Source organism: Serratia sp. SA088 (genome assembly GCF_049065515.1).
GTDB classification, from domain to species: domain Bacteria; phylum Pseudomonadota; class Gammaproteobacteria; order Enterobacterales; family Enterobacteriaceae; genus Serratia; species Serratia nematodiphila.
Genome location: NZ_JBAKGW010000003.1, coordinates 204,997 through 231,836, shown reverse-complemented (window position 1 = coordinate 231,836; position 26,840 = coordinate 204,997). Strand labels below are relative to the sequence as shown.

Genomic DNA, 26,840 nt, shown 5'->3' with positions numbered 1-26,840 from the left:
TAAGGAGTACGATTATGGGGCTTAAACCTGGTCCAAAACCAATTGCAAAATCAACAGGAAATCCCGATCAACGCAGACGTGATAATAAGGATACACCCGGCAATACCCCAGGACTGAAACCAAGCAAATCAACTGGGAAGTAATCGTTCAGGGTATACTCTTATCTCGTCAAATCTGTCAGATTTAGCCCGTTTAGTGCCAGGAGCGGACATTAAGTGACCAGATTCAGTAGAACACTACAATTGGACGTAAAGTAGTTGATCTTAGCGATAAGTTAAAAGTGTAGTGTTTGTTTCAGTGATTCTACTTGCAATTCTTTCCCCGCAACATCTGCCAGCTTTATGAGGTGGTATTAATGCATAGCATACTGCTACCACGACGTCATCTTAAGCAGAGCATTGTTCTCCCCACTCCCACCCACAATTTACATCAAACGACAACGCAAATTTAATCGTGATCATTGCATCAAAGTAATAGCGATAAGATCCGCCGTAAAATGGCTAAAAATCATAATCCCTTGCTTCTATTTGACTTATGGCTTCATGTCTAAGAGTTGGAAACTGATTTGCTATCTTTCTGTTTATAAGACAAAACATAGCATCGTGAATATCTGACCCCCCAACATATAACCAACTGATAACATAATTTACAGCATTATGTCTTATGGTATTAACTGTTATCCTGTCCTTGGTTTTTTTATCAAGTTTAGTTAGATTGCCGAGTTTTTCATTATTATTGTTAATCCACCATTGAGTAACTGACTTCCAGAAGGCTAGGTCAGATGAAACAAAATGTATTTCAGTCATATTTTTCTTCGCGTGCTCCTCAGGTGTTAAATTGTTCCCTGAATCATATTGAAGGTTGTTCTCCATAACATTGAAATTTATCCAGTGATCAACACGAACACCTTTCTTTGAAAAAAGCATCCCTAACATAAACCACTTTGTTGCAGAAACTTTTTCCGCCTTCAATAAAAAAAGTTCGCTCACTCTCACCCCTTGAACAGTCAGAAAATGAAGGTTTTTCATGAATGCACTAGCATCCGATTTAGTGTAGTTATAATAAGAAATTAGGTTTTCTTCGTTAATTTTTACGAAATCATCATTGATGATTACACATCGCGAAACTTTTTTATGGTTTTCCTGAGAGCTTCCAGTTATGGTTTCTTTCATTCTTTCGAAGATTACAGGTAGTTTATTTTCTTCACTTATTCCTTTTGATATCAATTTAATGATATTATATAAATTAACATCTCCGGTGTCTCCTTTTCTTTCCATTTCCATATCAATAACCTCTCTAAAAGAGAGATTGGCGGGGAATGAATACTCTAAGTTAACAGTAGTGTTACTATCTACTATACATTGGCAATGCAAAATTGGTCTTAAAAGCAAAGCTAGGACAGGTTCTGACAATGACATGCCACGTTCCAACATGAAATTAGCAATATCACCAGTAGAATCTTCATCTTTTGATTCTTTATCGCTATCGTTTCTAATTAAACTAATTATCTTAGGGTGTGATAAGTTACTCTGGTTCATTTTTTTCCTGATTTTTATTAATTTTTTTTCTTGAAAGGTTTGTTATATTTGTTTTTTAATCACTTATTCTTAAATTTAGTATAGCGTAAAAGTTGACGATTCTCATTCCACTCCCCGTATTGAGTGGCACTTTTTGTAGGTGAAAAATAGTTGATTTCCTGTATTTCCCTCAAGCAGTTTGACTTGTTTTTTTAAGTGCCTCATTCGTAAGACCGCCGCACCTTTAAATAGTATTTAAAGATCATGGGAGAAACTATTCATAAAATTTTCAAGTATTTTAGATGCGTACCTTGGATTAGGTTGATGTTGCACTCCAATTATTTTAAATATATATGAATCTATCCAAGAAAAGCTTTCTGAAATCAAGTCGGTAATATTGCTTTTAGATGGGTAGGTGGAATTATCAAACTTGCCCTCATGTATTAATTTATTTCTTAGTTTCACAGCATCAAAAGTTAATTTTTGGATTCCTGCTCGATCTGCGGCGCCAGCTAAGTAATCATAAAAACCGATCCGGGATTTTCTTTGCTTTGCATGCAATTGGGCAAATTTTCTTCCAGATGTTTTTTCAGTATCCCCAATGATTTGTAATATAGTTGTGAGAAGGATATATTGATTTTCTAAAGACCACGCAGCAATAGAATCAAGATAATAATGAATTATAAGTAACATTTTTTCCGTGCTAAAAACGTTATTGTTGTTACAGAAGGACTCAACAAAATCTATATAATAACTTAAAGTGTTCAAGCAAGACTTAGGTGAGTGAATTGAATGATCTCTTGGGAATTTATCTCCTGGTTGAATTAAACTAACTTTGGAGAAAGGCGTTGAGCTGGTTGGTCGAACAGATGTTCCATTAATAAAGGAAAATGCAAGGCATGCCTTCAATAGATTATCCATGATTTTATCGAAATAGCTATCTTCAATTAATCCAGACACCCTCAATTGGTTACTTGGGATATTTGTCAACATAGAATATGTATTGGCACACGCACCATTCTCAATCTCATTAATAACATTATTGAAATTAGAATGTTGCATTTTTTCTAAATCCCAGAGGATGCCGTTAGTAGTAATGGAGAATTTATTTGGCATGCCAGGTGGAAGTAAATTAGTTAAGTAAAACCCTTGCATGTAATAATCCTTTTTTAAGATCGATATAAATTATGATTTTTTTATAAACACTACCACTTGTCAACAAAATTGTGGGGGTTGATTTTGAGTCCACATTCGCCACTCGTAGCATGACCTCGAAAGCATTTGACTTTAGTAGTGGTACATAAACCTAACCATTGTTAATGGAAAGTCAATATTTTTCAACTGGTTATATTGAAATAAATGTCTTTAATAATGCCATTGTACACTTTTCGACTTCTTACGTACAGAGCACCTCTCTGAAGGAAATTCAATAATTGATTTCGGTGGCAAGAAAGTCTCTCCTGCTAAAAGAGGTTGAATAATCTTCACCTAAATAAAGCTGTCTCCATTTCAACGTCCGCTCCTCGCTCACAGCGGACCTTCAGCTCCGTTAACTCGTCCGCTTCGTGCCAGAAGCGGAGGTTGGAGTGCCAGAGACTCACTAAAAGTTGATGGTTCGTTTTGCAGAGATACTTACAATAGCTCTCTCATTTATCAAATTCAGCCAAACTTTGCCTTAAACATCTTCCAACGCTGAGATAGATACGGCCAAGATTCCTCATGACCTGCTCCCCGTTGATTAACACACCGCGATGTTAGTAATGTCTTCATAAGCCACATGAGGACATCCCTATGAAGAAGCGTTTACCAACTCTGCCGTTTTGCTAAGTCGGGCTGAAATCACGGGCTGTCGGGACGCCTATAAGGTATATGAGCAGAATAGGAATTAATCATCTCGGCGGCGTCAGTCCGGAGGCCTTGAACAGGCCTCGTCGTGAGGACAGAATTTGTCTGCTGTCGTGGGTCAGTCCATAAGTCCACCGTTAGTCAAGTCACGTGGGAGCGAACACAAACCCATTGAGCTCAATGTCTTCCTTCAACAATTGGTTAAGTAACCCGACGTTAATGAGTCTGGAAAGGTTAATCATACCAATGAGATCCGCGTCTTCATAAAAAGACTGTATCTGGGCAATCATCCCCTCAGGTTCCAGGAAACGCTCGCCCCCAACCATTGCATTACAGGCCTCATGTACTAGATAAAAATCATCGTAGGATAAGCTCCGGTACAGCATGCCGAGGGTGAAACCTGAAGATTCACCATGGAAAAAAGGCACTTTTTTACGTCTGGCAAAGGATTCTCCGACAGTAGGTTGGAGCCCTCGCCTCACAATCTCTTTATCTAATAGCAGAGTCTTCCGTAGAGAGTCAGGAATACTCATTGATAGCTTTATCAGTGAGTTAGATAAAAACGGGACGCGATTTTCAATAGAAAAAAGAGAAGATATCCGATCCTCGTTATGCAAGTTATAGTCATGAAGATCGCGGAGTTTTACTTTTTGATAAAATGACCAGTAGTCTTCGCTTCCAAGAAGGCTTTTGGCTGAAACAAAGGCTGAGTCAAAGAGTTTGTAGTCACTCAGTTCCTGCCAAGCTTTTAGGTTCATACATCCGGGAGATTCCAGGTCGTATTTTTCTTTCAAATAACGCAGAGACTCTTCGACGCTCTGCCAAGGTTCATTCTCGTCAAATACAAACGATTGAGTATAGCCGCCAAACAGCTCATCGCTACCGTTACCCGATAGCACCACGCATACATCCGGAGTATGTTGTTTAATGTAAGAATAAATACATGCCTTATAGATCTGTTCTGCGCCAAAATAGGGGCTTTCACTTGCCCACAGCAATGTTTTCCAATCTTTTGTGGAGACCGTTATTTGCGAGTCGACATAAACCTTATGCAACGGAACACCAAACTTTTCTGCTGCAGCAATGGCTCCGCTGGCATCTCCTGACTCTTCAGTGCCGGGCGACATAAGTGTATATGCAACCACATTGGCATCCTTTAGGGCGGCCAGTACTCCAATAGAGTCGATCCCCCCGCTGAGCAAGATTCCTGTGCGGCCAGAAGGCGAAAGTTGCTGGCGGCAACTGGCGTCAAAAGCTTTCGAGAATTCGGAAATAAAAAACTCTGGTGTCGTCAGCGATACGATGCTCTCCGGCATGTGGGAATTGTAGCGGATAATTTCAATATGCCCGGTTGACGTATTGTATTTCAGCATGCTTCCTGGAGGAACTGTTTTTACTTGTGAGAATACGTTACGGTATTTTAAGGAATCATAACCGACATCGCCACGCAACCATGGATCATTTAGCATTTCAGCACAATCAATTATTTCCTCATGAATAAACGGCAATATTCCCTTCGCCTCTGAGGAAAAGAAAAAGTCCCCCTTGTCATCCACACTGTAAAACAAAGGTTTAATTCCGAGCGGATCTCTTATTAGAGATATTTCATTTCTCACCTTGTCATAAATAACAATAGAAAACATTCCTTCTAACTGCTCGGCAAATTGGTTACCATAGTAGTGATAAAGTGCAGGGATTATCGCACAGTCAGAATCATTTTGATAAAAAAAATCCGGGTGACGAGTTATTAACTCCTGATAATTATATATTTCAGCATTCGCAAATGAAATAACACCACCACTTTCATCTGCTAAAGGTTGTGAACCATTATTTCTTGAAACAATAGATAATCGATTGAAAATGGCAGAAAAGCCGTCACAATTATACTGAGTAGTTTCATCAGGACCTCTAAATTTATATTTTCTCGCCGATACCCATAACTCCCGTTCATATCTGGATGGAAATTTTGAATAGTACCCTATAATTCCACACATATTCTATTATCCTTTGGCGAAGGTTGCTACTTCCTTACCATCACTATGTTCGATAGTAAGGTGGATGCCAAATATCGCGGCATGATGATGAGCTAGATAGGATACATAGCTATAATAAACATCGATATCGACGTCATACAAGTAAAAAGCATCAGGTATATGGTTCTTATCTATCATATATAAACATGAAATCACTGAAATAGAATGTGTGGTTTCCACCATTTCTACGTCACTGTAGAGAAGACTACGTCCCTCGGAAAAATGCTTGGCATATTCTGAAATGCTCGGTGCCTGCCCATTAAATAAGAAAATATCATAACCTCTCTCCTTTGCCTGTTCCGTAATCCATAGTGAAAGTTGTTCTGGCGTCATGGAGAATCTTCTGGCAATCGCGATAAGCATTACGGTATATGAAATGATAGCTTCACTGCGTGGGTCAAAATCAGATATAGATGTTTTTTCTGTCATGAAAGATAACCCATGTATTTTCTGAAAGCATAATTAAGAGCTTGGTAATTATCAAAAACCTCACCATAACTGCTATGATAATTATCAGCAGTGAGTTTCTTTATAGTACGAACAACAGTCTCCCTAATTTCCTCTGGATTATATACATCACCACTGGATATATATTCACGCAAGTCGGTCTCTTTGATCATTTCTTTTTTGAGTGCATCAAGAATCACTTCGACCTTTGTAGGAACCGAATATGTGATATTCACCGCTAGGGTATCCATATCAGAGCAGGTAGCATGCCACCATCCACGGGGAACAAATAAAACACTCCCTGGTTTGAGAACTACTTCCGTCGCCTGCTTAAAGAAATTAGACGGAGGCTCCCCATGCCAGTACTGCTTCATTTCTGTAGATAAATTAGGATAGTCTTTTAAATCAAGGTGCTCAAGAGGCCGAAGAGCATTTTCATTGGGCATAAAATACCATTTTTTTTCCCCGTGAATTTGGAAAACAAAATTCACGTAGGAATCGAAATGAGGTACGAGCCCCCCCTGTTTGTGCGCGGCGTAAATGATAGCCTTATGAAATACATTCTCGGGCAATGACAAAGTATTTTTTAGCCTTTTCCCAATCTTATACAGTTTTTCATAGGCCAAATCAGCAAAATCAAACTCCAGTGCTGCGCCTTCTAAATAAAGTTTAGCAGCCTTATTTACATTAACCATTAAGCGATCCGACAGCCCTTCAGTGGTTTCCAACAAGTTTTTTCCGTAACACATGACCGGAAATTTATAATCCTGAAGAACGTTGTCTAAGGAAAACGCTCTGGGAAGACTGAGGAAGCTGAGTACATCATCTAACCCTGCATGTGACACGCGGTAATTCTTATCCGGCCAGCAGTTTTCAATAAAATCACGTAGTCCATTCACTCCAAATATAAATCTATTATCATTGACTACAACGTTCATTTGAATGTCCTCTGCAAGTTGGTATTTTCTGCCGCTCGCAACATCTGATATAGGCAGATCGTAACCACAGAAAATATTGCTCCATCTATCGCTACCGCGATACCTGCGGAATATATATCAGAAATAAAAGTTAACATTTTGGCACCAACTGCGGCACCGAGGAAGCTGATAAGGATAAAGCTTGAGAAAATAGCCCCTTTATATCTATCTTCCGTATTGTTTTGAATAATTAGGCGGGTCATAGAGAACCCTATGCTTGTCCCTGCCCCCCATAAAACTCCAGCAGCTAAACAAACATGAGGAGACCGCGCGAGACCGAACAAAACCACACCACAGCCACAAATAAACCAACCGGCAATATAAAAAATACTGTGGTTGGTTATTTTCAGCTTTCGTAAAAAAAAGAAACCGGTGACCAGGCCACCTAATGACCAAGCTATCTGCATACCCGCAATATAAAAATCATTACTGTTCTCTAGTTCCTTGACATGTAGGGCAACACCGCCAATGAAAACGGCCATTGAACACAAGCCAATCATAAAATAAGTGATGCTCATCAGCAATATCGTTTTATTGTTTGTAATTTCTCTTAGTGCTTCCAACATGACTTTTTTATATTTTGGCTTTGTAGCGACCAAACTTACTTTCTCAGGGATCATAGAAAGAAAAATGAGCCCCATAACACAAAGTACAAGTGCGATACTAAGGTAGGTTTTTGTGCTGTCGCTAATTAGTATATAAGATAATAATGAGCCTGTCAGGCCGAAGAAATAGTTCAATGTTGTTGTATTAATTGTCAGGTTTTTTATCCTGCCAACACTAATGTCAGGGATAATGCTATCCAAGGTTGGTTTAATGAAACCAGTGCCAAAACCGAATAGAACACTGTACACATAGACGTTTAGTATAGATAACGTAGAGGACAAATTAAAACTAAGTGACACGACAGCGGTTGAAAGCATTAAAAAACCAAAAACAGCAAGTTTTTTTGCACTAACAATATGACTAATAAATCCCGCAACGATAATTCCGATGACGATAGAAATATAAAATATAGAGAATGCATCGGCCGTCCTATCCATAATCCCTGAGCCTAAATACACGATAAGCCAAGGAAGAAAATAGGCATTGGCTGTCTCCATAAAATACCAGCATGAGCTATATCTATAATAGTTTTTTTCGTTGTTGGTTAACATATGGCTTCCTGTAAATTAGCTCCCATAATGTTGGTCGAGGGCTGTCGATGATGAGCTGGTTGTCGTAATTGATGTAGTCAATACCAGCAACAAGCTCTTCTTCACTGAAATCGACAGGTCGAAGTTCATACGAACTCATGCTAGCGCATGCTAGGAACTGCTCAATAGTGGAGGTCTCGATACTCTCTTCGATCGCTTTTTTCACAATTTCCCTGTAAGAGTATTCATCCAGCTGTTGTTGAAACTGAGGCAGTAATGCTTTTACATCTGAATAGGAATCGACTAAGTAAAGCGCCCCCCCTTCCTTCAGTATGCGGACACATTCTTTCAACCCCTGAATTGGGTCTTCCCAGTGATGAAAGCAGGAATAGGAAAAAACCAAGTCGAAGCATGCATCGGGATAAGGCAAGGAATGTACATCTCCTTGTACCAGTTTTACACGATCGCTCAAATCATGAGAGGCAATTTTCTTGTTGGCAAGTGCGAGCATAAAGGGGTTAATATCTAAGCCATCAATTTGGCCGACATTCTGTTTCGCAAAAAATACTGTCAGATCGCCAGGGCCAATACCCAAATCGAGAGTTCTATTGACGTTACACTCGGTGAACAGTCGTTGCATTCTCTCCGCCAGCATCGGGTAGATGTGGAGCTGATATTTTTGGACAAACTCGTTGTATTTCAGGCAGGCGTTTTGACTAAGCATGTTCAGTTTCTCAATGTCGCATCTTCAATAATTTCTTCTTCTTGCATCTCCTGGATGAGATTTTCGACATCAGATATTATGTCTGAAATGTTGGCGTCATACTCCCTAGACAGTGCATCAACTATCTGCATGTTACTAAGTCCATTAGTTATTTTCTTGAAAATAAACGCGGCAGTGGAGTTCAATGCAAAATCTGGTTCAATAATGATTGACTCGTTCACCTCTTTCCAGCTAACTCCTTCTGAAATAACAAAAAACCTCTCTTGCATTACGAATTCCTTTTATTAAACAGCAAACTTACCCCATGTGATAAAAGGGGTGCCAGCTGCCCCCCCTTTTATTTTTCTTCTTAAATCAATGACCGCCAACGGATACTGAGCGACGGATTTGAACTAAGCGTGGTTTAGCATAAGTCTTTTTCATTGCTCTATTCCTTTTGAAAGTAAATTGATATAGTCACCTGTATCACAACATTTTGTTAACAGGTTATTAATGTTTAGCAAGGATAATGTTTTCCTGCAAGTTTTTTTTAAAAACATCACAAGACATATGCAACCACCTGTTTTATTTGATTTTTTTATAAACCATTAAAATAATTTCAACATAAAACATTACAGATAGGAAACTATTATGCTAAGAACTAATCTACTTGAAGATAATTCATGCCCAATTTTGAAATCTCTTATCTTGGAACATTGCGGCGGGGATTCAATGGTCGTACATGGAGAAGAGTTTATTCTCTCCTCACTTCCTGTTTTTGTATGTAGCGAAGGTAATAAGATTTGCGGGTTTTGTGTTTTTAAAGAGGATAAAGAAAGCATTGAAATAATTGCAATTAATGCATTAATATCAAGAAAAGGAATTGGTCTAACACTCATCGATGAAGTCAAACGCTATGCTGTAGCTCATGGTAAGATGGAAATAAAACTCACGACAACGAATGAAAATTTAGGAGCCATCATTTTTTACAAAAAGATGGGTTTTAATTTGTATTCTGTAGATGTAGATGCCGTTACTAAAGCCAGGATGATAAAACCCTCAATCCCGTTATTCAGCGAAGAAGGAGTCTTAATAAAAGATGAGCTACACTTTTCGTTTGCATTCAACAATAAATCCAATCATATCAAATAGATTTTTCCCCATCATTTATCAGGGTGCAATTAAATGCGAATTTAACAGGTGTCTCCAATAATTTATGGAGTATCCCTAGTACGTAGCCCTCCTAAACTTTAATCCTAATGCCATGATTTTGTGAACCACTACACCATCATGGCGATACTTCTGGCCTAGCAGAACTACTACACTAAATAATTTATCCAGAGTTGTAATTTACCCGCCCCCCGAAAATATGCCTTGGAGTTGATGCATGTATTCTGGTCACTGCCTCTAGAAGGGGGGTATTTGAGCATCCAATGAGTTCAGCAGATTAATAATGTCGTATTGGGCGGCCCTGCCGATCGACTAACTCACCTTCATACCGCGCGACACTTCTGCAGCCAATCTGCCCCACATTCCTCATTCAAAATCAGGTTGGATTGTATTCCCTGCTTAGTGCTACGTTTATGTAGCGTATGCTCATGCGCTTTCAGCGTTTGCGGCACCGCTTAGCCTAACGCCCGTGCTTATAGCCTTGTGGCGGCCATACACAACATACAGTTAGCAACGCGGATTCGGTAGAGGGATGTGGGCATTGCCGAACATTATGCCCTCTAAGGTGCCAATCACGCCCAAATTGTCACAAACATCGACCAGAGGATCAGTATGCTGTTGATGTTCAGGACTTCCGCCGAACTATGCTGCGCCAGAAGCAGTATGCGGGCATCATTCGGGTTAGCAGGTGACGTACGTACGATGACGGCCAGCTCTTCGGTGATCTTCGCCAACAGCAGAGAGGGTAATAACCTCTGGGAATGGCATTATAATCTGGCGGCGCAATATGCCGTTGTTACAGCCGCTGAACGGCTGCATCAGATTGTTGTGGATCACCTGTACCACCGCCCGTATATGCGGCATGTAGCTGGCGCGATATTTCGGGTTGATGGCCACCGCATCGCCGCCGATGGTAGCTTTATACCCCCATCACATCTCCTTTTCTCCTGGTCAAGTAGGATATCAGCGATAAACCGAACACGCTGGCACGTTCGTACGCAAATTTTTGGTTATTGACGGGGCGTTGGTGGTGTAGTGCCCCGGGCATCAACCGGGCGATGGCCTCCATCAAGCTCTTGCCACTGCCAGAACTGAGGCGTATGGGGCTGCCACCCCGGCACACTTGCCAGTGGGAGCTGAATTACCTTGCAAGTATCTTGAGAAACAAAAGTATCACTTTGATAAAAAAGAACTCCCCTACAATCAAGTTAGTATATTAGTACTGTGCCTTCAAAAAGTTATCGAAAAAGATTTATAGAAAAACTGTTCACCTACAGAACCGCAGGCACAAAAAAACCGGCCTGAGCCGGTTTGGGGAACGCTTGTCGTTATGATATTGGCCGTTCAGCGGCCGATAGGATGCCCTGGTGTTGCTGCATGTATTCGGGTCACTGCCACTATAGGTGGCGCTGCGATTGAGCGTCCAATGGGTTCGGCAGATCAATAATTGCCTATTGATCGGCCCGGCCGATCGACCCGCTCATCGTCACACCGCCCCACACTTAGGCAGCCAGTCCGCTTCGCACTCGTCACTCAATATCAGGTTGGTCTGTATTCCCAGCTTGGTGCGGCGTTTCAGCAGCATATGCTCATACTCTTTCAGCGTCTGCGGCACCGCCTGGCCGAACGCCGTCAGGTTCATCACGTGCTGATAGCCCCTTGCCGCCATAAACGACAGGTAGGCGTGGTACAGATAGCGGCGCGGGTTCGGCGGGGTGATGTTGGCATTGCCGATCATCATCCCTTCCGGGGTACCCAGCACCGTCAGGTAACCACAAAAATCGACCAGCGGATCGGAATGCCGTTTGATTTCCAGGGCTTCCGCCGAACTTTGCTGCGCCTGGAGCAGTGCACGCGCGTCATTCGGGTTGGCAAAGCGCTGCATCAGGTGACGCACAATCACGGCCAGCTCTTCGGTGATCTTCGCCAATAGCAGCGGGTCGCGCTCCTCGGGGGCAATAGCTTCCGGGAACGGCAAAATAACGCGGCGGCGCGAGATGCCGCCGCTGCGGTCGCTGAACTGCATCGGGTTGTTGTTGACCGCCAGTATCACTGCCGGGATGTAGGCGGCGTAGGCATCGCGGTATTTCGGGTCGATGGCGACCGCATCGCCACCTGTGATGGCCTTGATGCCCGCCCCGTCACCGCTCCACTTTTCCTGGTCGGGCAGGAGTATCAGCGAGTAGCCGACCACACTGGCACGTTCGCGCGCCGACTCCAGGTTGTCGATGGTGGCGGAGGTGGTGTTGTCGGCCCCGGCCAACAGCCGGGCGATGGCGGCCATGACGCTCTTGCCGCTGCCGCCGGGGCCAGTCACTTCGAGGAACAGTTGCCAGTCGTAGCGGTTGGCCAGCACCATAAAGAGTGCCGCGAGGATACGCTCTTGCTTGTCGTGGTTGCCCCCGGCGGCCCGCGTCAGCCAATGCCAGAAGTGCGGTGCATGGTCGGCCAGGTTCTCCCCGGCACGCGGCGGCGTATAGTCCATGCTGTTGACCGTGCGCAGCCAGTGCTCTTGCCGGTGGGCGCTGAACTGGCCGCTGACGGTATCAAACACCCCGTTACGAAAACCAATCAACCGGCGGGCCGGGTCGCCCATCTGCGGCACCATCAGCTTGAGGGTATCCAAAATGCTGTTGATACCGGCGGCAGAGAACGGCGCACGCACCTTCTGGAACAGCGCGGCAATCTCCCGGCTCAGTTGCCGGTGCGGCAGCACCTGCCAGGCGCCGCGCGTATAGCGGCACAGCTCTTCCCCCACCGGCGGCACCGCCAGGGTGTTGCCGTAGTGCTCGGCCAGCAGTTCGGCCTTCTCGCTGGCGCTCATGGCTTTGAGGTCTGCATCACTCAGCGTGTCGAACGGGCTCGGCTGCGGCGGTTGGCTGAATGCCTGGAGCTGGGTGCGCGTGGCCTCGGCCCCTTCCCGGCCATAAACGTCGTTCCAGTCGCCTTCCGAAGGCGGCAGTGCCGGGATACCGCCGGTGAGTGTGGCCGCCTCGGCGGCGCGGGTCTGCCCGGTGCCGCTGCGGTCATTATCGGCCGCCAGCAGCAACCGCGCATCCGGGTAATGGCTGCGCAGCTGCTGCGCCATCGTCGCCAGGTTGTTGGCGCTGAGTGCCACGCACACCGCCTCACCGGTCAGGCGGTGCACGGTGAGGCCGGTGGCGTAGCCTTCGGTGAGCCAGATAACCGCGTTGTCCGGGCCACTCAGGGTGTGGCAGGCGGCTTTCACCTGCCCGCCCGCCAGCATGCGCTTGTCCCCGCGGGCGTTAATCAGCTGCACGTTGACCACCTCGCCTCCGGCATTATGCAGCGGCAGCAACAGGTCGCCGGGCTGGAAGGTGATACCGCCGACGCGCAGCGGCTGACCGTGCAGGGTCAGGGTTTCTGCCTCCGGCCAGCCTTTGGCGCTCAGATAGGCGTTGCCGGTCTGGGGCCGGGCAGCGGCCACCAGAGTCTGTGCCTGTCGCGCGGCCTTGCGCTGGGCGTCGGCCTTCTCTTGCCCGCCGACCGTCTGTGACGTATGACCGCTCTCAGCGGTCGGTGGCAGAGCGTTGGGGTTTTCTCCCATCACGGCAGCCACCTGTTCGGCTGCGGCCCTGGCAGACAGTGACAGGGCTTTTTCCACCAGGTTGAGACCGTCACCGGCCCCACACTGATTGCAGAACCAGGTGCCGCGCCCATCCTGATTGTCGAAACGGAAGCGGTCTTTGCCGCCGCAGGTCGGGCACGGCTGCGGCTTGCCGTTCGGCTGCAAGGCGATGCCGAGCGCCGGGAGTATCACCGGCCAATGGCCGGTGGCGGTGCGTACAGTCTGGGAAACGAAGTGGGCGCTCATGCTCTTCTCCTCAGTGTACGGTGGCATTCTGCGATGCCGACAGGCGCTCGCAGCACAGCTCGTCCATCATCTTTTGCCCCAGCGCGGTCAGGCGCGGCGCGGCCACCAGAACGTCCGGCTGCACCATGTCGCTCAGCATGGTGCACGCCATGTCCATGCCATCCTCCGCACCGTACTGACGCACAAAGTGCCCTTCCAGGCGCAGGGCAATCGTCATCTGCAGCTCGTCCAGCGTGTACCCGAGGCTCACCCGGTAAAAGGCGCAGGTGTCCAAATAGGCTTGTGCCACGGCGCGGCGAAAAACGGCGGTGCGGACTTCAATCGGTAAACAAGATGAGGTGTTCATGCGGCGGTGGCCTCCATGCGGGCAAGAATTTGGGTTTCACAGGTGTTGACGACGTGGCCGAGTTGGTCAGTCAGCAGGGCAATGACCGAGGCAAACGATGCCTGTTGCACGGCATCGGGGCGCTGCCCGCCGAGGTCGAGGGTGTCCAGCAGGTCGAGGAACAGCACGCCGGTGGCGTGCGCATGCTGGAGACGCAGAAAATCGGCGTGCGGGATAGGGTAATGGGTATCACGGTAGTAGCGGTCGGCCAGGGTGTTCATGCTGCCGCCTTAACCGGCAGACGACCGGCAAAGGACAACACGTAATCACGGGCCAGCACGCGGCGGGCGTTGTGCTCAGAATCCGCCACGGTGCGCACCATACGTGGTGAAGCCGTCAGCGCAGACCGGCGTACGGCCGCAAACAGGAAACAGAATGTCGGGTGAGTTGGGGTGAGGGTCGTAGCCATAACGGCAGCCTCCAAGGTTAGCGAATTACCGCTACCACCGGAGTTCCTACACTCAATGGTGGTAGCCCAGACGGGGGTAGGAATACCGGCAACCTTGGAAACCGGCCAGCCCGAAGGCTGCCCCGCCTGAGCCACCATTGATTGACTGCTGCGGTAGCATAACATCCACCGCGCAAAAAATGAGCGCACTAAGGCTGTGACATAAAAAAACACGCGTGGCGCGTGTTCATTTGTCGCCAAGATTAAACACGGGTTCCTACGCCCGGCTGCCGATTTTGCGGCAGCGGGAGGACTATAGCGCAGGGCCGGACGTGGGGGCAAGCCGTAAGACGCCCTCGGACGTTCAATTGATCGCATAGTGATCAACAGTCGGTCAGTTGGTCGTTGCGGGTATCGGCCGCCGCGCAGGTCAGCGGCACAGGCCCGGCACGGAACAGGCGCGGCTCAGCCTGGCGACTCGCCAGACGAATAACGCCGTGTTTTTCGCTGCGGTGCTCCGGCAAGACGACGCCAGGCTCTTTACGCTGCAACAGGATAGCTTCCGCCACAAACAGCGCGTCGCGCTCATCGAGGGTGAAATGCTGGCGACCAAAGGTTAACTGCATCATACGGCGGCCCCCTGGTGACGGTTGGCGATACGTTCGTCCATCCACTGCTCGACCTCGGAGGCCAGCCAGGCGACGTTTTTACCGCCGAGGGAGACCTGAGCCGGGAACTGCCGGCGGCTCATCATCTCGTACACGGTGGAGCGGGACAGGCCGGTGGTGTAGAGCACTTCCGGCAGGCGGATAAAGCGCTCGCGCGGGGTGTAACTGCTAGGAATAACCGGCGACGGGGTAGATGGAGTGGGGGTGGAAACGGTCAACATAAAACGCTACCTCTTTGTGTCCGGCCAACGCTGGCCGGGACTGTGTGAACTTCGGTAGCGCCCTATTATGTGAAGATTTGCCGGGGTGGCAACAAGGTGTTGTTGTGTGGTGGAACAGATTTTATGGTTGTTTTTCAATCAACTGGACAACGCTGGCCGATATTGGCCTTTATTGGCATTTATTGACCGTTGTTGGCAAATCGGCCGAAAAGCCTGAGCGATGGATGGACGGTTGATTAATAGGGAGAAACCGCCAAACACCGCTAGCCAGGGAAAAGGTCGTTTTGGGCTGGGTGAACAGTAGTGAACACAGGGTGAAGAGTTTAGCGAGAAGTGTTCACCCTATTATTTACTGATTTATCGATATTTTTTATTTAGGTGAACGGTAGTGAATAGTTTTAGGTAAAACTAAAAACGGCTTGATGGTTTTCTCATCAGCGCCCAAGGCTGTTGTCCTGGGGACAGTCCAACCGGGATGAATGGCGATGTTGTACGGCGGTCAGCAGAATAGCTTCACATTGACTGACACCGGAGACACGACCATGAGCACCACCGCCTTACCGAAATACATCACCGATAAACTGCAAGCCCTGCGTGACGCTCGCGCCGCCCACGACAAAAACTATCAAGCGTTGACCGACGTCGTAACCGGCATTGCCCGCTGCCACCAACAGAAGAAAGACACCGAAGTGCAGAGCCAGGAGGCAGAAAGCCAGTGGCGCACCCTGTTTCGCAAACTGCGCGGAGAAATGACGCCGGAACGGCAAGCGCAGCACCACAGCCGGATTTCCAAGCGGGAGCTGGCGAAAGAGTTCGACGGCCTGATTGAGGAGATGGAGCTGGACAAAATGCAGCTTCACCTCAGCTGCGGCGGTACAGCCCCGAAGGTGGTGAACGCGCACAAAGACGCCCTCACGACCTTTGCAGCTCACGCGATACATCAGGCGGTGGATGCGCTGAGCAAGGCGCTAATCAGCCCTGACGTTATCAAGGCGTGTGCACTGGCTTCACGTGCTTACGGCGTCTATGCGGACAATCCGATGAGGATGATTGAGCAACAGGTACTAGGAACGCTACAAGGCCGTATTCACGTTGCCATGGCACAGCAAAATATCGACCACCCGGTGCTTAATGAGATTGGCCTGACGATACCGCAAGAAACCAGCGTATTGCAGGAGCGACAAAAATGCCCAATGCGCCAGAGGCGTAGGGCAAGAGAACTGGCGGAAAAACGCCGTCTGCTGCAAGAAAAAGGAGCCAAATCATGATGCGCTGCCCGCTGTGCACTCATGCGTCCTATACTCGCACCAGTCGCTATATCACGGAGCGGACAAAAGAGGCGTATTACCAATGTCAGAGCCTGACCTGCTCTTGCACATTCAAGACGGTGGAAAGCGTCGATAAAATCCTGTGTCAGCCGATACAGACACAACCGGTCGATGAGAACGCCCTGCCACCGCCGGAGAAACGGACATTGAACCGCTATCGCCGCTACAACAGCAATCCAACCTTGCACTAAGCTCTCTCCTCAGCCCCGCCGCTCTCGACAGCATTGCGGGGCATTGCCCTTCCAGCCTCGCCCAAAACAGCCTTTTTCCTGGCTAGCCAGCCTCAAATTGCGCGTGCATGCATAGGGTGCATGATTTCGCATGCAAGAAAATGCACTTTTCATCCCCTGCCGCACCAGTACTGGCGCGGCCTGCGGTCGTTCATGCAACTGCATGAAAAGCGACACATGAAGTGCGCAGGCGAGGCGGGGGAAGTATTGCGCGCCAGCGGTAATATGCGTATTTATTTTCACGGCCTGAGTGCATCGTCACACTTCACTAGTTCGCGGTAATGTCGGCGAGTGATACAGTAACGTTCAAGGGAGGGAAGTGCTAATGAGGCGGTCAGATGAGGGTGAGCAAAGGATGGACGGCGGAGGAGCTCGGCCATTTAAACTTTCTAAAGTATAGCTTTTTTAGCAGATCACCGATCTCCTTGGACATACCTTCACATCCATCCTTCTACACTGTGGCGCCCAAAGTCCATCGATATTACTTGTTGATCGTGTCCTATAGACTGTACTGTAACAACACTGCCTCACCACCTATTCGATAAAAGCATGTAAGGAGAACTGATGGAAGGGAAAAATTACACTTCTGAATATCTATTAATTTTCTCAGAAGAAAGAAAACTAATGCAAAATGAGGAAGATTTAATAAGAGGCCTTCAACTTAATCAAAACTTGAAGATTGAAAAGAAAGGTTCTAACAACACCATCACATTTCAGAATACTGAATTTACCCTAAACGTAAAGAAAATAAAATCCAAAAATGAAGCTTACCGTAGCTATGTCATTGACGTTTGCAACACAAATAAGGTTACAGATGAGAAAGAAAAATTAGCAGTAAGAGACTTAAATAAAGAAATCATTGCTACAATTAGAGAATTACAACATTCACAACTAAATACACTCAGAGATGACTTGGCAACCGAGTTTTCAATTGAGGGCTATAAGCACATACATGAAATAGAAAATAAAATGAGGAAATTAATCACCATCTTTATGTCTACAAAAGTAGGTCTAGAATGGATTAAATCAAACATACCACAAGAAGTTATCGACTCAATAAAAAATAAAGATGTAAAATCTGAAACTCAATCACTAAACACGTTCCTTTCAGAAACGGATTTCATTCAACTATCCAAATTCCTATTTGACAAATATAGCACAATCAAAACAGCCGATGTGCATCGCATATTAAATAGCACAAAAAAAACCATTGACGTTGAAAAATTAATGGATTTCGTTCCTAAAAGCAACTGGCAGCGATATTTCTCCCCAGAGGTTTACTCGGAAAAGACCGATTCCAAAGAGCGAAATAAAAAAGAAGAAAAACTCATTGATGATTGGGAGTCCCTGTATGACCTTAGAAATAAGGTTGCACACAACCGCTTTATTACCTATGAGGAAATGAAACAAATTATTAGCAAAAAAAATGACATCAATGAAGTCATCAATGAAGCATTTAATGCTATTGAGGAAATAGAGATAACTAAGCAACAAGAAGAGGAAATAAAGTCAGAATTAAAGACAACTATTCATGAGAAAACTGGCGAGAATGTAGACATAAGTAAAAACGAAGACCCAGAGAATAAGCCTGTTGATAAAAAACTGATGACTGACGGTGAGCACCATATAAGAAAGCTAACAAGATACATGTATATGAACATACACGATTCATACAAGAAAGAACTAAGAAAATATAGAAGCAAACTAAACAAAGCGGTGGAGAATTACAAGTCATCACCTGACAACACCCTTACATATAATTTATTAGAACTTGAATTAAATCGAGTTAAGGACTATTTAAAGACATTAGCCTCTGTTATTTAATGTCAAAAAAAGGGGCGCAACGCCCCTTTGCTTTATGAAGTGAGTCAACTCTGCGTGATACTAAATCATTTGGCGAATTCATAAGGAGATACTAACTTAATTTTATTCTCATCAAGATAATCAGCCCACCACTGCACCATCAACCTACGCTCATCTAGATGCACAGAAGTATGAATATAAGCTGCTCGCACATTATTGCGTTCAGAGTGGCTTAACTGGCGTTCTATCGCATCATCGCTCCACAGCCCTGACTCCCCCAAAGCACCGCGCGCCATCGTCCTAAAACCGTGCCCACAGACTTCTGTTTTGGTGTCGTAACCCATTGCACGTAGTGCATTATTCACAGTGTTTTCGCTCATGACTTTATCGGGATCATGATCGCCGGGGAACAAACGCTTATTTTCTCCGCTCAAACTCCTCAGTTTCTCTAACAAAACCAACGCTTGGCGGCTTAGCGGGACGATATGCTCTTCTTTCATCTTCATGCCACGGTGTGAGTAGCGTACACCTTTGATTTCTTCACGCTGCGCCGGTATGCGCCAGCAAGCTTTATCAAAATCGAACTCATCCCAGCGGGCGAAACGCAGCTCACTAGAACGCACAAAGGTGAGTAATGAAAGCTCTACGGCGATGCGTGTCATGAGACGTCCCCGATAAGCGGCAAGCCGTGCGAGGAACTCGGGGAAACGATGAGGCGGCAATGCAGGATAATGCCGAGCTTTGGTTGTTGCCAATGCTCCGGCCATGTCGCTGGCAGGATTTGAATCAATGTAATCGTTCTGAACTGCATAACGCATAATGGCCGTAACACGTTGCTGTAAGCGCTGCGCTACGTCGTGCTTACCGCTGGCGTCAACGGCCTTAATCGGTGCTAAGAGATGGCTGGTTTTAAGACCACGAATATCAGCTGCACCAATGTGCGGGAAAATATACAGTTCCAAATAACGAAGCACTCTCGCTCGGTGATCTTCACTCCAACGTTTGTTGTTGGCATGCCATTCTCGGGCAATGGTCTCGAACGTGTATGCGCCCGCAGTTTCAGCCTGAGCTTCCCTTTCTTCTGCTTTTGGATCCAATCCTTGTACCAACAGCTTTTTGGCTTCGTCTCTTTTGCTACGTGCTTCGGCAAGACTGACTGTCGGCCAAACACCGAAAGCAAGCCGATCCTCTTTTTTATCGTTAGGGCGGCGGTACTTCATTCGCCAATACTTGGAACCTTTCGTCGTAACCTCGAGATACAAACCGCCGCCATCGGCCATTTTGTAGGTTTTCTCTTTGGGCTTTGCGGTCTCGACCTGGCGGGCGTTTAGCTTCATTTTGGGGGCACATTTTCTATCGAAGTGGAGATGCCCCCAATTATGCCCCCAGTGCCCCCTGGATTTCAACGGACGACCTCGGACAACGGCGGACGCCAGAAAGGTCAATCTTATTGATTTTAAAGGATTTTTTGGACTTCGTCGGACGACTACGGAAGGGGGAATGGTGCCGAAGGCCGGACTCGAACCGGCACGTATCTCTACGGTTGATTTTGAATCAACTGCGTCTACCGATTTCGCCACTTCGGCACTGAAGTAGTATGCGGAAAACGGGTGAATTATACCTTCCCGCGACCAGCACGCAACACTTATCCGTTGTTCAATGAGTTAAGTGTCGAAAAAACCGCCGCAACACACGTTTGTCCTCCCCGCCTTACCGCTGCGCGCCCTTCCCAACCACGTTGGTGATGAACATGCTACATCCACAGGCTGTTGCAACGAGCATCCAGGATCAGGCGCCACACTCACGCAATACCATCCGATTCCAGCCTCGTCGCACAGAGCAATGATGATTCATGTGCCGTACATCACTCACTCCCACTAGCCAGAACCGCTCGCCAGCTAGCGAAACAGGTTCAGGAACCCGCCACGCGGAAGGTAGCACCTGCCTTCCCCATCCCCACTGTCTCACTCAGCCCCTATCAAAAATAAAATAATCCCCAGCGGCAATGACAATGCTGCAAATAATTGCATAACAATGTGTCAGCCAATAAAGAATGAGGTTGCGTAACATTCCAGGAACAATATTTTTTCATTACTGAATATCAGGCAGGAAATAAAAAATCGAAACGGGGCTATAAAAAGACAGAGGTTATTCACGTTGGATTGGCTTTATCTGAAATCACCAGAAAATAGCGTACATACATAACAAAATGGCTAGTTTATGCCTAAAAACCAGCTGAGATCGCTTGCCTCTGCGGAGTTAATAGCTTTAAGATGGTGCAAGAAAATTTTCCCTGGTGTTGGCCAATATTGGCAACCTGGCCCTACGCGGTCAGGTTTTTTTTTGTATTTTTTATCAAAACATTACCGGGAAAGTGTATCGCCTTAAGGGGTGGGAAACTAGTTAGACTAAAGTACAGTCCCTTACTAGACCTTTATAAGTTCATGCAGGTTATTATTTCACATCGCAGAGATCGGAGCCGATACGCTATTGCAGCCTTCACGTTAATCGCCACGCGGCCAACTCAATACCGATTTAACACCCGTATTTCCCGAATCGAAAGACGCTGTTCGCCAGCCGATATTTTCTCCATTTAGACGTATCCCGGCTGATGAGTTCTGCGCAGTCGTTGCCTCAGTATTCCACAGGCTAGCTAGCCCATCACTCCACCGGTTTGATCAGCCGCAGCTCCATCCCCAGGCGCACGGCATGTCGGGCATTCGTGACCCCCAGCTTTTTGACGACGTTGGACATATGAAACTTGATGGTGCCGGTCTTGATGCCCAGGATCATCGCCGTTTCCTGGTAGGTTTTACCCACGCTGGCCCAATAGAGGATCTCGTTTTCCCTGTCGGTAAAGCGGGCGTTTCTCTCTAGGGCTGCGGCGTTTTTTGCTGACAGTGGTGACAGCGCCAGATAGGACTCATGGATTGAGGCCAGCAATACCGAAATGTCGCCTTTACGTTCGGTGAGCGCCTGGATGGCTTCCGCTCTTTGCTCAAGGTTGAAGGCAAAGGAAAGCGTGACGAGGTTATCGTTGTAATCGTGCAGCACGAAAGTATAGCCGTGCGTTACGCCAAACTCGCGGGCCTGTTCGAACAGTTCGGGAAAATGCAGCCCTCCGTCCGCCATGATTTGCTCGTCCCAGGCGAAGGGGGTCAGGCGGTTACGGGCGGTAAGCACCACCGGATCAATGTACTGCAATCCCTGCTCTTGATACTTTTTTACCCATTCACTCGGGTAGTTGGTGACGCCAAAGATGCAGGCAATGTCTTTTTTGGATAACACCACATACGCCCACAGGAGATTGCCCAACTCCCCTAGTGCCACTTCCAGGCGCTTGCCGATAATGTTGCTGAGATTATATTCGTCTTCCATTGGCTGCCTGCTCCCTCTCCTGCATTGCTGCTGAAGTGACTATAGCACGACAAAAACCGCAGGCGGGGGCATGCCACCCCAACAAAAAAGGCGCGGCCCCGCGGCCACGCCTTTCTTCACTACCGCTCGCCCCGCTACTTGCGTTTGAGCAGCATATACACGCTGATCAGCAGGAACAGCATGCTCGGCAACAACGCGCCCAGCACCGGCGGCATGCTGTACACCAGGCTCAGCGGGCCGAAAATCTGATCCAGCACGTAGAACAGGAAGCCGAAGCTGATGCCGGTCACCACGCGGATGCCCATCGGCACGCTGCGCAGCGGGCCGAAGATGAACGACAGCGCCATCAGCATCATCACCGCCACCGACAGCGGCGAGAAGATTTTGCTCCACATGTTGAGCTGGTAACGGCTGGCTTCCTGGCCGCTCTGCTTCAGGTACTTCACGTAGTTGTGCAGCCCGCTGATGGAGAGCGAATCCGGATCCAGCGCCACCACGCCCAGCTTGTCCGGGGTCAGGTTGGTTTTCCATTCGCCGGTCAGCGTCTGGGTGCCGGTCACCTGTTTCGGGTTGGTCAGATCCGAGGTGTCCACCTGTGAAAGCTGCCACAGGCCGTTCTCGAAGCTGGCGGTAGCCGCATAGCGCACCGTCTCCAGGCGACGCTGATCGTTGAAGTGGTAGATGTTCACGCCGGAGAGTTCTTTGTCGCCGGAGACGCGCTCGATGTAGATGAAGTCGTTGCCGTCCTTCGCCCACAGCCCGCTCTTGGTGGAGAGCAGCGAGCCGCCGTACATCTGCTGGGCGCGGTAGTTGCGCGCCATCTGCTCGCCCTGCGGCGCCACCCACTCGCCGATCGCCATGGTCAGCAGCACCAGCGGAATGGCGGTTTTCATCACCGAGCCGGCGATCTGCAGGCGGGTGAAGCCGGAAGCCTGCATCACCACCAGTTCGCTGCGCGTCGCCAGTTGGCCCAGGCCGAGCAGCGCGCCGAGCAGCGCCGCCATCGGGAAGAAGATCTCGATGTCTTTCGGCACGCTCAGCAGGGTGTACATGCCGGCGCTCAGCGCGGTGTATTCGCCCTGGCCGACCTTGCGCAGCTGATCGACGAACTTGATGATGCCGGACAGCGACACCAGCATGAACAGCGTCATGATGATGGTGTTGAAAATCGTTTTACCGATATACCTGTCTAATACGCCAAACATCAGGCCGCTCCTCTCAGGCGTGCGCGCAGCTTACGCATCGGCACGGTATCCCACAGGTTCAGCGCCAGTGCGATCGCGAAGTAAACGCCGTTAACCAGCCACAGCCACAGCATCGGATCCAGCTTGCCCTTGCCGGCATTGGAGCGCAGCGAGGTCTGCAGCAGGAAGAAGATCAGATACAGCAGGATGGCCGGCAGCATGCTCAGCACGCGGCCCTGGCGCGGGTTCACCACGCTGAGCGGCACCACCAGCAGCGCCATCAGCGCCACCGACACCACCAGCGTCAGGCGCCAGTGGAATTCGGCGCGCGCGTCCGGATCGTCGGATTCCCACAGCGTCTGCATCGACATCTGTTCGGATTCGGTGTTGTCCACCGCCACGGTGCGGTGGCCAATCACCGCCTTGTAGTCGGTGAAGTCGGTAATGCGGAAGTCGCGCAGCAGCGCGGTGCCTTCAAAACGCGTGCCCTTGTCGAGCGTCACCACCTGCGAGCCGTCTTTCTGCTGCACGATGTTGCCGTGCTCGGCCACCACCACCGACGGGCGTTGGTTGCCGTTCGGCCGCAGTTGCGCCAGGAACACGTCGTTGAAGGTGCTGCCCTTCACGTTGCCGATAAACAGCACCGCGTTGCCGTCTTGCGAGGGTTTGAACTGCCCTTCAGCCAGCCCGGCGATGCTCGGGTTGGCTTTGGCTTCGTTCACCACCACGTCCTGATAGCGCGAGGCCCAGGGGCCGGCCCAAAACACGTTCACCGCCGCGACCGCAGAGGTGAACAGCGCCAGGATCATGGCGGCGATAATCAGGGTGCGTTTGCCCAGCCCGCAGGCGTGCATGACGGTGATTTCGCTCTCGGTATACAACCGCCCAAGCGTCATCAGCAAGCCGAGAAACAGGCTCAAAGGCAGGATGAGCTGCGCCATCTTCGGCACGCCCAGAGCGAGCAGAGAGAGTATTAAGTTTGTCGGGATATTGCCGTCCACCGCGTCGCCCAACACCCTGACCAGGTTCTGACAAAAGAAGATCAGAAGCAGGATGAACAGGATGGCGATTTGGCTCTTGAGCGTTTCCCGTACCAGATATCTTATGATGATCACGCTTATTACGCCTGTGAAAACTTGTCTTTTTGCAGGAAAATCGATAATTTCATCGCTAATCCGCCATTTATTCTCATCATATGGCAACCTTCACAGCTAAAATAGTATTACAACATCAAGCCGTTTGGGTGTCCTATAGGAACTTGCTTATAGTCGCCAAAACAGAGCAATTTACGCCGTTCAGGTTAACATAATCCGTTAACTCAAATGGCGGGAGATCGTTACGGAGTCGATTATTCTAGCCGTAGCGTCCGCCTTTGTCTTTAAGATTCAGGAGAGTGCATGGAGTTCAGTGTAAAAAGCGGTAGCCCGGAAAAACAGCGCAGTGCCTGTATTGTAGTCGGCGTTTTCGAACCGCGCCGCCTGTCCCCTATCGCAGAACAACTCGACAAAATCAGTGATGGTTATATCAGCGCATTGCTGCGCCGTGGCGAACTGGAAGGCAAGGTCGGGCAGACGCTGCTACTGCACCATGTGCCCAACATTCTCTCCGAGCGCATCCTGCTGATCGGCTGCGGCAAAGAGCGCGAGCTCGATGAGCGCCAATACAAGCAGGTGATCCAGAAAACCATCAATACCCTCAACGACACCGGCTCAATGGAAGCGGTCTGCTTCCTGACCGAGCTGCACGTGAAAGGCCGCAACACCTACTGGAAAGTGCGTCAGGCGGTGGAAACCGCCAAAGAGACGCTCTACACCTTCGATCAGCTGAAAAGCAACAAGGTGGAGCCGCGTCGTCCGCTGCGCAAAATGGTGTTCAACGTGCCGACCCGCCGTGAGCTCACCAGCGGCGAGCGCGCGATTCAGCACGGCCTGGCGGTGGCTTCCGGCATCAAGGCGGCCAAAGATCTCGGCAACATGCCGCCGAACATCTGTAACGCCGGCTACCTGGCCTCGCAGGCCCGTCAGTTGGCGGACGCCTTCAGCACCAACATCACCACCCGCGTCATCGGCGAACAGCAGATGAAAGAGCTGGGCATGAACGCCTATCTGGCGGTCGGTGCCGGTTCGCAGAACGAATCATTGATGTCGGTGATGGAATATAAGGGCAACCCAAATCCGGACGCTAAGCCGATCGTGCTGGTCGGCAAAGGGCTAACCTTCGACTCCGGCGGCATCTCGATCAAACCGGCCGACGGCATGGACGAGATGAAATACGACATGTGCGGCGCGGCGACCGTGTACGGCGTGATGCGCGTGGTGGCGGAGCTGAACCTGCCGCTGAATGTGATCGGCGTGCTGGCCGGCTGTGAAAACATGCCGGGCGGCCGGGCGTACCGTCCGGGCGACGTGCTGACCACCATGTCCGGCCAGACCGTCGAGGTGCTCAACACCGACGCCGAAGGCCGCCTGGTGCTGTGCGATACCCTGACCTACGTCGAGCGCTTCGAGCCGGAGCTGGTGATCGACATCGCCACCCTGACCGGCGCCTGCGTGATCGCTTTGGGCCACCACATCACCGGCCTGATGTCGAACCACAACCCGCTGGCGCACGAGCTGCTGGGCGCTTCCGAGCAGGCCGGCGACCGCGCCTGGCGTTTGCCGATGGCCGACGAGTATTACGAGCAGCTGGACTCCAACTTCGCCGACATGGCGAACATCGGTGGCCGCCCAGGCGGCGCCATCACCGCCGCCTGCTTCCTGTCGCGCTTCACCCGCAAGTACACCTGGGCGCACCTGGATATCGCCGGCACCGCCTGGCGCTCCGGTAAAGCCAAGGGCGCGACCGGCCGCCCGGTAGCGCTGCTGTCGCAGTTCTTGCTCAACCGTGCAGGCCTGAACGGCGACGATTAAATACCCTTCATCTTTCAAGTCGCAGCGTTGTTGGCCGCATTCGTTCACCCCAGTCACTGACTTGATGTCAGCTCCTGGGGATGAACGAACTTGCCGCCTAGCTGCAACTTGAAATCTATTGGGTATATAATCCTCTCAGCAGCGAAGGGGTAGAGTTATCTGCTCCGTTCCCAAAAAGGGCGCAACCTACATGTTGTGCCCTGTTTTTTTATCGGCAGCGGTGGATCCTTAATGAAACAGGCGACGTTTTATTTGCTCGACAACGCGGAACCGTCAGGCGCGCTCAGCGCCCATGAGGCCGTGGCCTGCGCCGTTGCCGCCAACGGCTTCCGCGCCGGCAAGCGGGTGCTGATCGCCTGCGAGAGCCAGGAGCAAGCCCAGCGGCTGGACGAAGCGCTGTGGCAGCGCGAGCCGCATGAATTCGTGCCGCACAACCTGGCCGGCGAAGGGCCGCACTACGGCGCGCCGGTGGAACTGTGCTGGCCCGGCAAGCGCGGCAACGCCCCGCGCGATCTGCTGATCGCTCTGCTGCCGCAGTTTGCCGATTTTGCTACCGCTTTCCATGAAGTGGTAGACTTCGTTCCTTACGAAGACACTCTGAAACAGTTGGCGCGCGACCGTTACAAGGCCTATCGCAGCGTCGGCTTCCATTTGACCACGGCTACGCCGCCAACTCACTGAAT

Annotated in this window: 25 protein-coding genes and 1 tRNA gene; 7 read left to right on the top strand and 19 right to left on the bottom strand. The window is 49.1% G+C overall.

Features of this window, described 5'->3' with window-relative positions; all coding sequences use genetic code 11:
- Positions 1-500 precede the first annotated feature (500 nt).
- The 8 genes from ACOWVD_RS09850 to ACOWVD_RS09815 form a co-directional block, all read right to left on the bottom strand.
- Positions 501-1,538: a hypothetical protein gene (locus ACOWVD_RS09850; protein ID WP_421105611.1), complete on the bottom strand. Its 1,038-nt coding sequence runs from the start codon at positions 1,536-1,538 to the stop codon at positions 501-503.
- A gap of 234 nt (positions 1,539-1,772) precedes the next feature.
- A complete protein-coding gene (locus tag ACOWVD_RS09845) occupies positions 1,773-2,672 on the bottom strand; it encodes a hypothetical protein (RefSeq protein WP_421105610.1) in 900 nt (299 codons plus the stop codon).
- Between the two features lie 836 nt (positions 2,673-3,508).
- Positions 3,509-5,356 carry an asparagine synthetase B family protein gene (locus tag ACOWVD_RS09840; protein WP_421105609.1) on the bottom strand — a complete coding sequence of 616 codons (1,848 nt, stop codon included), beginning with the start codon at positions 5,354-5,356 and terminating at the stop codon, positions 3,509-3,511.
- Positions 5,357-5,362: 6 nt separating this feature from the next.
- A complete protein-coding gene (locus ACOWVD_RS09835) occupies positions 5,363-5,824 on the bottom strand; it encodes a hypothetical protein (protein WP_154871241.1) in 462 nt (153 codons plus the stop codon).
- Positions 5,821-6,780: a JmjC domain-containing protein gene (locus tag ACOWVD_RS09830; RefSeq protein WP_421105608.1), complete on the bottom strand. Its 960-nt coding sequence runs from the start codon at positions 6,778-6,780 to the stop codon at positions 5,821-5,823. The genes ACOWVD_RS09835 and ACOWVD_RS09830 overlap by 4 nt, the downstream gene beginning before the upstream one ends.
- Positions 6,777-7,976, bottom strand: a complete 1,200-nt coding sequence (locus tag ACOWVD_RS09825) for an MFS transporter (RefSeq protein WP_421105607.1) — start codon at positions 7,974-7,976, stop codon at positions 6,777-6,779. The genes ACOWVD_RS09830 and ACOWVD_RS09825 overlap by 4 nt, the downstream gene beginning before the upstream one ends.
- Positions 7,945-8,679, bottom strand: coding sequence for a class I SAM-dependent methyltransferase (locus ACOWVD_RS09820; RefSeq protein WP_154871238.1), 735 nt, complete (start codon positions 8,677-8,679; stop codon positions 7,945-7,947). The genes ACOWVD_RS09825 and ACOWVD_RS09820 overlap by 32 nt, the downstream gene beginning before the upstream one ends.
- 2 nt (positions 8,680-8,681) lie before the next feature.
- Entirely contained in the window at positions 8,682-8,948 is a 267-nt protein-coding gene (locus tag ACOWVD_RS09815) for a PqqD family protein (protein WP_038878971.1), read from the bottom strand.
- Between the two features lie 361 nt (positions 8,949-9,309).
- Here ACOWVD_RS09815 and ACOWVD_RS09810 point away from each other — a divergent pair, with 361 nt between their 5' ends.
- Positions 9,310-9,810: a GNAT family N-acetyltransferase gene (locus ACOWVD_RS09810; RefSeq protein ID WP_154871237.1), complete on the top strand. Its 501-nt coding sequence runs from the start codon at positions 9,310-9,312 to the stop codon at positions 9,808-9,810.
- A gap of 630 nt (positions 9,811-10,440) precedes the next feature.
- Positions 10,441-10,845: a hypothetical protein gene (locus ACOWVD_RS09805; RefSeq protein WP_421105606.1), complete on the top strand. Its 405-nt coding sequence runs from the start codon at positions 10,441-10,443 to the stop codon at positions 10,843-10,845.
- Positions 10,846-11,314: 469 nt separating this feature from the next.
- Here the strand turns inward: ACOWVD_RS09805 and ACOWVD_RS09800 are convergent, their stop codons facing one another.
- From ACOWVD_RS09800 to ACOWVD_RS09775, 6 genes are read right to left on the bottom strand one after another with little or no spacing between them, the layout of a single operon-like run.
- Positions 11,315-13,663: a primase-helicase zinc-binding domain-containing protein gene (locus ACOWVD_RS09800; RefSeq protein WP_421105605.1), complete on the bottom strand. Its 2,349-nt coding sequence runs from the start codon at positions 13,661-13,663 to the stop codon at positions 11,315-11,317.
- Between the two features lie 10 nt (positions 13,664-13,673).
- Positions 13,674-14,009: a DUF5375 family protein gene (locus ACOWVD_RS09795; RefSeq protein ID WP_033638859.1), complete on the bottom strand. Its 336-nt coding sequence runs from the start codon at positions 14,007-14,009 to the stop codon at positions 13,674-13,676.
- Complete coding sequence (locus tag ACOWVD_RS09790; protein WP_016928972.1) at positions 14,006-14,269, bottom strand: hypothetical protein; 264 nt, start codon at positions 14,267-14,269, stop codon at positions 14,006-14,008. Before ACOWVD_RS09790 ends, ACOWVD_RS09795 begins: the two co-directional genes overlap by 4 nt.
- Entirely contained in the window at positions 14,266-14,814 is a 549-nt protein-coding gene (locus tag ACOWVD_RS09785; protein ID WP_071883863.1) for a host cell division inhibitor Icd-like protein, read from the bottom strand. The genes ACOWVD_RS09790 and ACOWVD_RS09785 overlap by 4 nt, the downstream gene beginning before the upstream one ends.
- Positions 14,815-14,819: 5 nt before the next feature.
- Positions 14,820-15,065, bottom strand: a complete 246-nt coding sequence (locus ACOWVD_RS09780; protein WP_033638862.1) for a hypothetical protein — start codon at positions 15,063-15,065, stop codon at positions 14,820-14,822.
- On the bottom strand, positions 15,062-15,325 hold the full coding sequence (locus tag ACOWVD_RS09775) for a helix-turn-helix transcriptional regulator (RefSeq protein WP_421105604.1): 264 nt from the start codon (positions 15,323-15,325) through the stop codon (positions 15,062-15,064). The genes ACOWVD_RS09780 and ACOWVD_RS09775 overlap by 4 nt, the downstream gene beginning before the upstream one ends.
- Before the next feature lie 542 nt (positions 15,326-15,867).
- On the opposite strand from ACOWVD_RS09775, the gene ACOWVD_RS09770 reads away from it, so the two are divergent.
- The 3 genes from ACOWVD_RS09770 (at position 15,868) to ACOWVD_RS09760 (ending at position 18,707) form a co-directional block, all read left to right on the top strand.
- A complete protein-coding gene (locus tag ACOWVD_RS09770) occupies positions 15,868-16,593 on the top strand; it encodes an NAD-dependent aldehyde dehydrogenase (protein ID WP_421105603.1) in 726 nt (241 codons plus the stop codon).
- Positions 16,590-16,844, top strand: coding sequence for an ogr/Delta-like zinc finger family protein (locus ACOWVD_RS09765; protein ID WP_071883862.1), 255 nt, complete (start codon positions 16,590-16,592; stop codon positions 16,842-16,844). Before ACOWVD_RS09770 ends, ACOWVD_RS09765 begins: the two co-directional genes overlap by 4 nt.
- Positions 16,845-17,447: 603 nt before the next feature.
- Positions 17,448-18,707, top strand: a complete 1,260-nt coding sequence (locus tag ACOWVD_RS09760) for a hypothetical protein (RefSeq protein WP_421105602.1) — start codon at positions 17,448-17,450, stop codon at positions 18,705-18,707.
- Between the two features lie 65 nt (positions 18,708-18,772).
- On the opposite strand, the gene ACOWVD_RS09755 is transcribed toward ACOWVD_RS09760, so the two are convergent.
- The 5 genes from ACOWVD_RS09755 to lptF all read right to left on the bottom strand — a co-directional run bounded on the left by ACOWVD_RS09755 (position 18,773) and on the right by lptF (position 24,363).
- Positions 18,773-20,023, bottom strand: coding sequence for a tyrosine-type recombinase/integrase (locus tag ACOWVD_RS09755; RefSeq protein ID WP_421105601.1), 1,251 nt, complete (start codon positions 20,021-20,023; stop codon positions 18,773-18,775).
- Between the two features lie 164 nt (positions 20,024-20,187).
- Positions 20,188-20,272, bottom strand: a tRNA-Leu gene (locus ACOWVD_RS09750).
- Positions 20,273-21,347: 1,075 nt separating this feature from the next.
- Positions 21,348-22,064, bottom strand: coding sequence for a LuxR family transcriptional regulator (locus ACOWVD_RS09745; protein WP_273890343.1), 717 nt, complete (start codon positions 22,062-22,064; stop codon positions 21,348-21,350).
- 134 nt (positions 22,065-22,198) lie between these two features.
- Complete coding sequence (lptG, locus tag ACOWVD_RS09740) at positions 22,199-23,269, bottom strand: LPS export ABC transporter permease LptG (protein WP_004933350.1); 1,071 nt, start codon at positions 23,267-23,269, stop codon at positions 22,199-22,201.
- Complete coding sequence (gene lptF, locus ACOWVD_RS09735) at positions 23,269-24,363, bottom strand: LPS export ABC transporter permease LptF (protein ID WP_421105600.1); 1,095 nt, start codon at positions 24,361-24,363, stop codon at positions 23,269-23,271. The genes lptG and lptF overlap by 1 nt, the downstream gene beginning before the upstream one ends.
- A 282-nt stretch (positions 24,364-24,645) precedes the next feature.
- Here lptF and pepA point away from each other — a divergent pair, with 282 nt between their 5' ends.
- On the top strand, positions 24,646-26,157 hold the full coding sequence (gene pepA, locus ACOWVD_RS09730) for a leucyl aminopeptidase (protein ID WP_004933352.1): 1,512 nt from the start codon (positions 24,646-24,648) through the stop codon (positions 26,155-26,157).
- Positions 26,158-26,388: 231 nt separating this feature from the next.
- Positions 26,389-26,838: a DNA polymerase III subunit chi gene (locus tag ACOWVD_RS09725; protein WP_004933353.1), complete on the top strand. Its 450-nt coding sequence runs from the start codon at positions 26,389-26,391 to the stop codon at positions 26,836-26,838.
- The last annotated feature ends 2 nt before the right edge of the window (positions 26,839-26,840 follow it).

Excerpts from the sequence above, each read along its gene's own strand:
- ACOWVD_RS09850 (WP_421105611.1), bottom strand. The coding sequence starts at position 1,538 with ATGAACCAGAGTAACTTATCACACCCTAAGATAATTAGTTTAATTAGA.
- ACOWVD_RS09845 (WP_421105610.1), bottom strand. The coding sequence starts at position 2,672 with ATGCAAGGGTTTTACTTAACTAATTTACTTCCACCTGGCATGCCAAAT.
- ACOWVD_RS09840 (WP_421105609.1), bottom strand. The coding sequence starts at position 5,356 with ATGTGTGGAATTATAGGGTACTATTCAAAATTTCCATCCAGATATGAA.
- ACOWVD_RS09835 (WP_154871241.1), bottom strand. The coding sequence starts at position 5,824 with ATGACAGAAAAAACATCTATATCTGATTTTGACCCACGCAGTGAAGCT.
- ACOWVD_RS09830 (WP_421105608.1), bottom strand. The coding sequence starts at position 6,780 with ATGAACGTTGTAGTCAATGATAATAGATTTATATTTGGAGTGAATGGA.
- ACOWVD_RS09825 (WP_421105607.1), bottom strand. The coding sequence starts at position 7,976 with ATGTTAACCAACAACGAAAAAAACTATTATAGATATAGCTCATGCTGG.
- ACOWVD_RS09820 (WP_154871238.1), bottom strand. The coding sequence starts at position 8,679 with ATGCTTAGTCAAAACGCCTGCCTGAAATACAACGAGTTTGTCCAAAAA.
- ACOWVD_RS09815 (WP_038878971.1), bottom strand. The coding sequence starts at position 8,948 with ATGCAAGAGAGGTTTTTTGTTATTTCAGAAGGAGTTAGCTGGAAAGAG.
- ACOWVD_RS09810 (WP_154871237.1), top strand. The coding sequence starts at position 9,310 with ATGCTAAGAACTAATCTACTTGAAGATAATTCATGCCCAATTTTGAAA.
- ACOWVD_RS09805 (WP_421105606.1), top strand. The coding sequence starts at position 10,441 with ATGCTGTTGATGTTCAGGACTTCCGCCGAACTATGCTGCGCCAGAAGC.
- ACOWVD_RS09800 (WP_421105605.1), bottom strand. The coding sequence starts at position 13,663 with ATGAGCGCCCACTTCGTTTCCCAGACTGTACGCACCGCCACCGGCCAT.
- ACOWVD_RS09795 (WP_033638859.1), bottom strand. The coding sequence starts at position 14,009 with ATGAACACCTCATCTTGTTTACCGATTGAAGTCCGCACCGCCGTTTTT.
- ACOWVD_RS09790 (WP_016928972.1), bottom strand. The coding sequence starts at position 14,269 with ATGAACACCCTGGCCGACCGCTACTACCGTGATACCCATTACCCTATC.
- ACOWVD_RS09785 (WP_071883863.1), bottom strand. The coding sequence starts at position 14,814 with ATGCGATCAATTGAACGTCCGAGGGCGTCTTACGGCTTGCCCCCACGT.
- ACOWVD_RS09780 (WP_033638862.1), bottom strand. The coding sequence starts at position 15,065 with ATGATGCAGTTAACCTTTGGTCGCCAGCATTTCACCCTCGATGAGCGC.
- ACOWVD_RS09775 (WP_421105604.1), bottom strand. The coding sequence starts at position 15,325 with ATGTTGACCGTTTCCACCCCCACTCCATCTACCCCGTCGCCGGTTATT.
- ACOWVD_RS09770 (WP_421105603.1), top strand. The coding sequence starts at position 15,868 with ATGAGCACCACCGCCTTACCGAAATACATCACCGATAAACTGCAAGCC.
- ACOWVD_RS09765 (WP_071883862.1), top strand. The coding sequence starts at position 16,590 with ATGATGCGCTGCCCGCTGTGCACTCATGCGTCCTATACTCGCACCAGT.
- ACOWVD_RS09760 (WP_421105602.1), top strand. The coding sequence starts at position 17,448 with ATGGAAGGGAAAAATTACACTTCTGAATATCTATTAATTTTCTCAGAA.
- ACOWVD_RS09755 (WP_421105601.1), bottom strand. The coding sequence starts at position 20,023 with ATGAAGCTAAACGCCCGCCAGGTCGAGACCGCAAAGCCCAAAGAGAAA.
- ACOWVD_RS09745 (WP_273890343.1), bottom strand. The coding sequence starts at position 22,064 with ATGGAAGACGAATATAATCTCAGCAACATTATCGGCAAGCGCCTGGAA.
- lptG (WP_004933350.1), bottom strand. The coding sequence starts at position 23,269 with ATGTTTGGCGTATTAGACAGGTATATCGGTAAAACGATTTTCAACACC.
- pepA (WP_004933352.1), top strand. The coding sequence starts at position 24,646 with ATGGAGTTCAGTGTAAAAAGCGGTAGCCCGGAAAAACAGCGCAGTGCC.
- ACOWVD_RS09725 (WP_004933353.1), top strand. The coding sequence starts at position 26,389 with ATGAAACAGGCGACGTTTTATTTGCTCGACAACGCGGAACCGTCAGGC.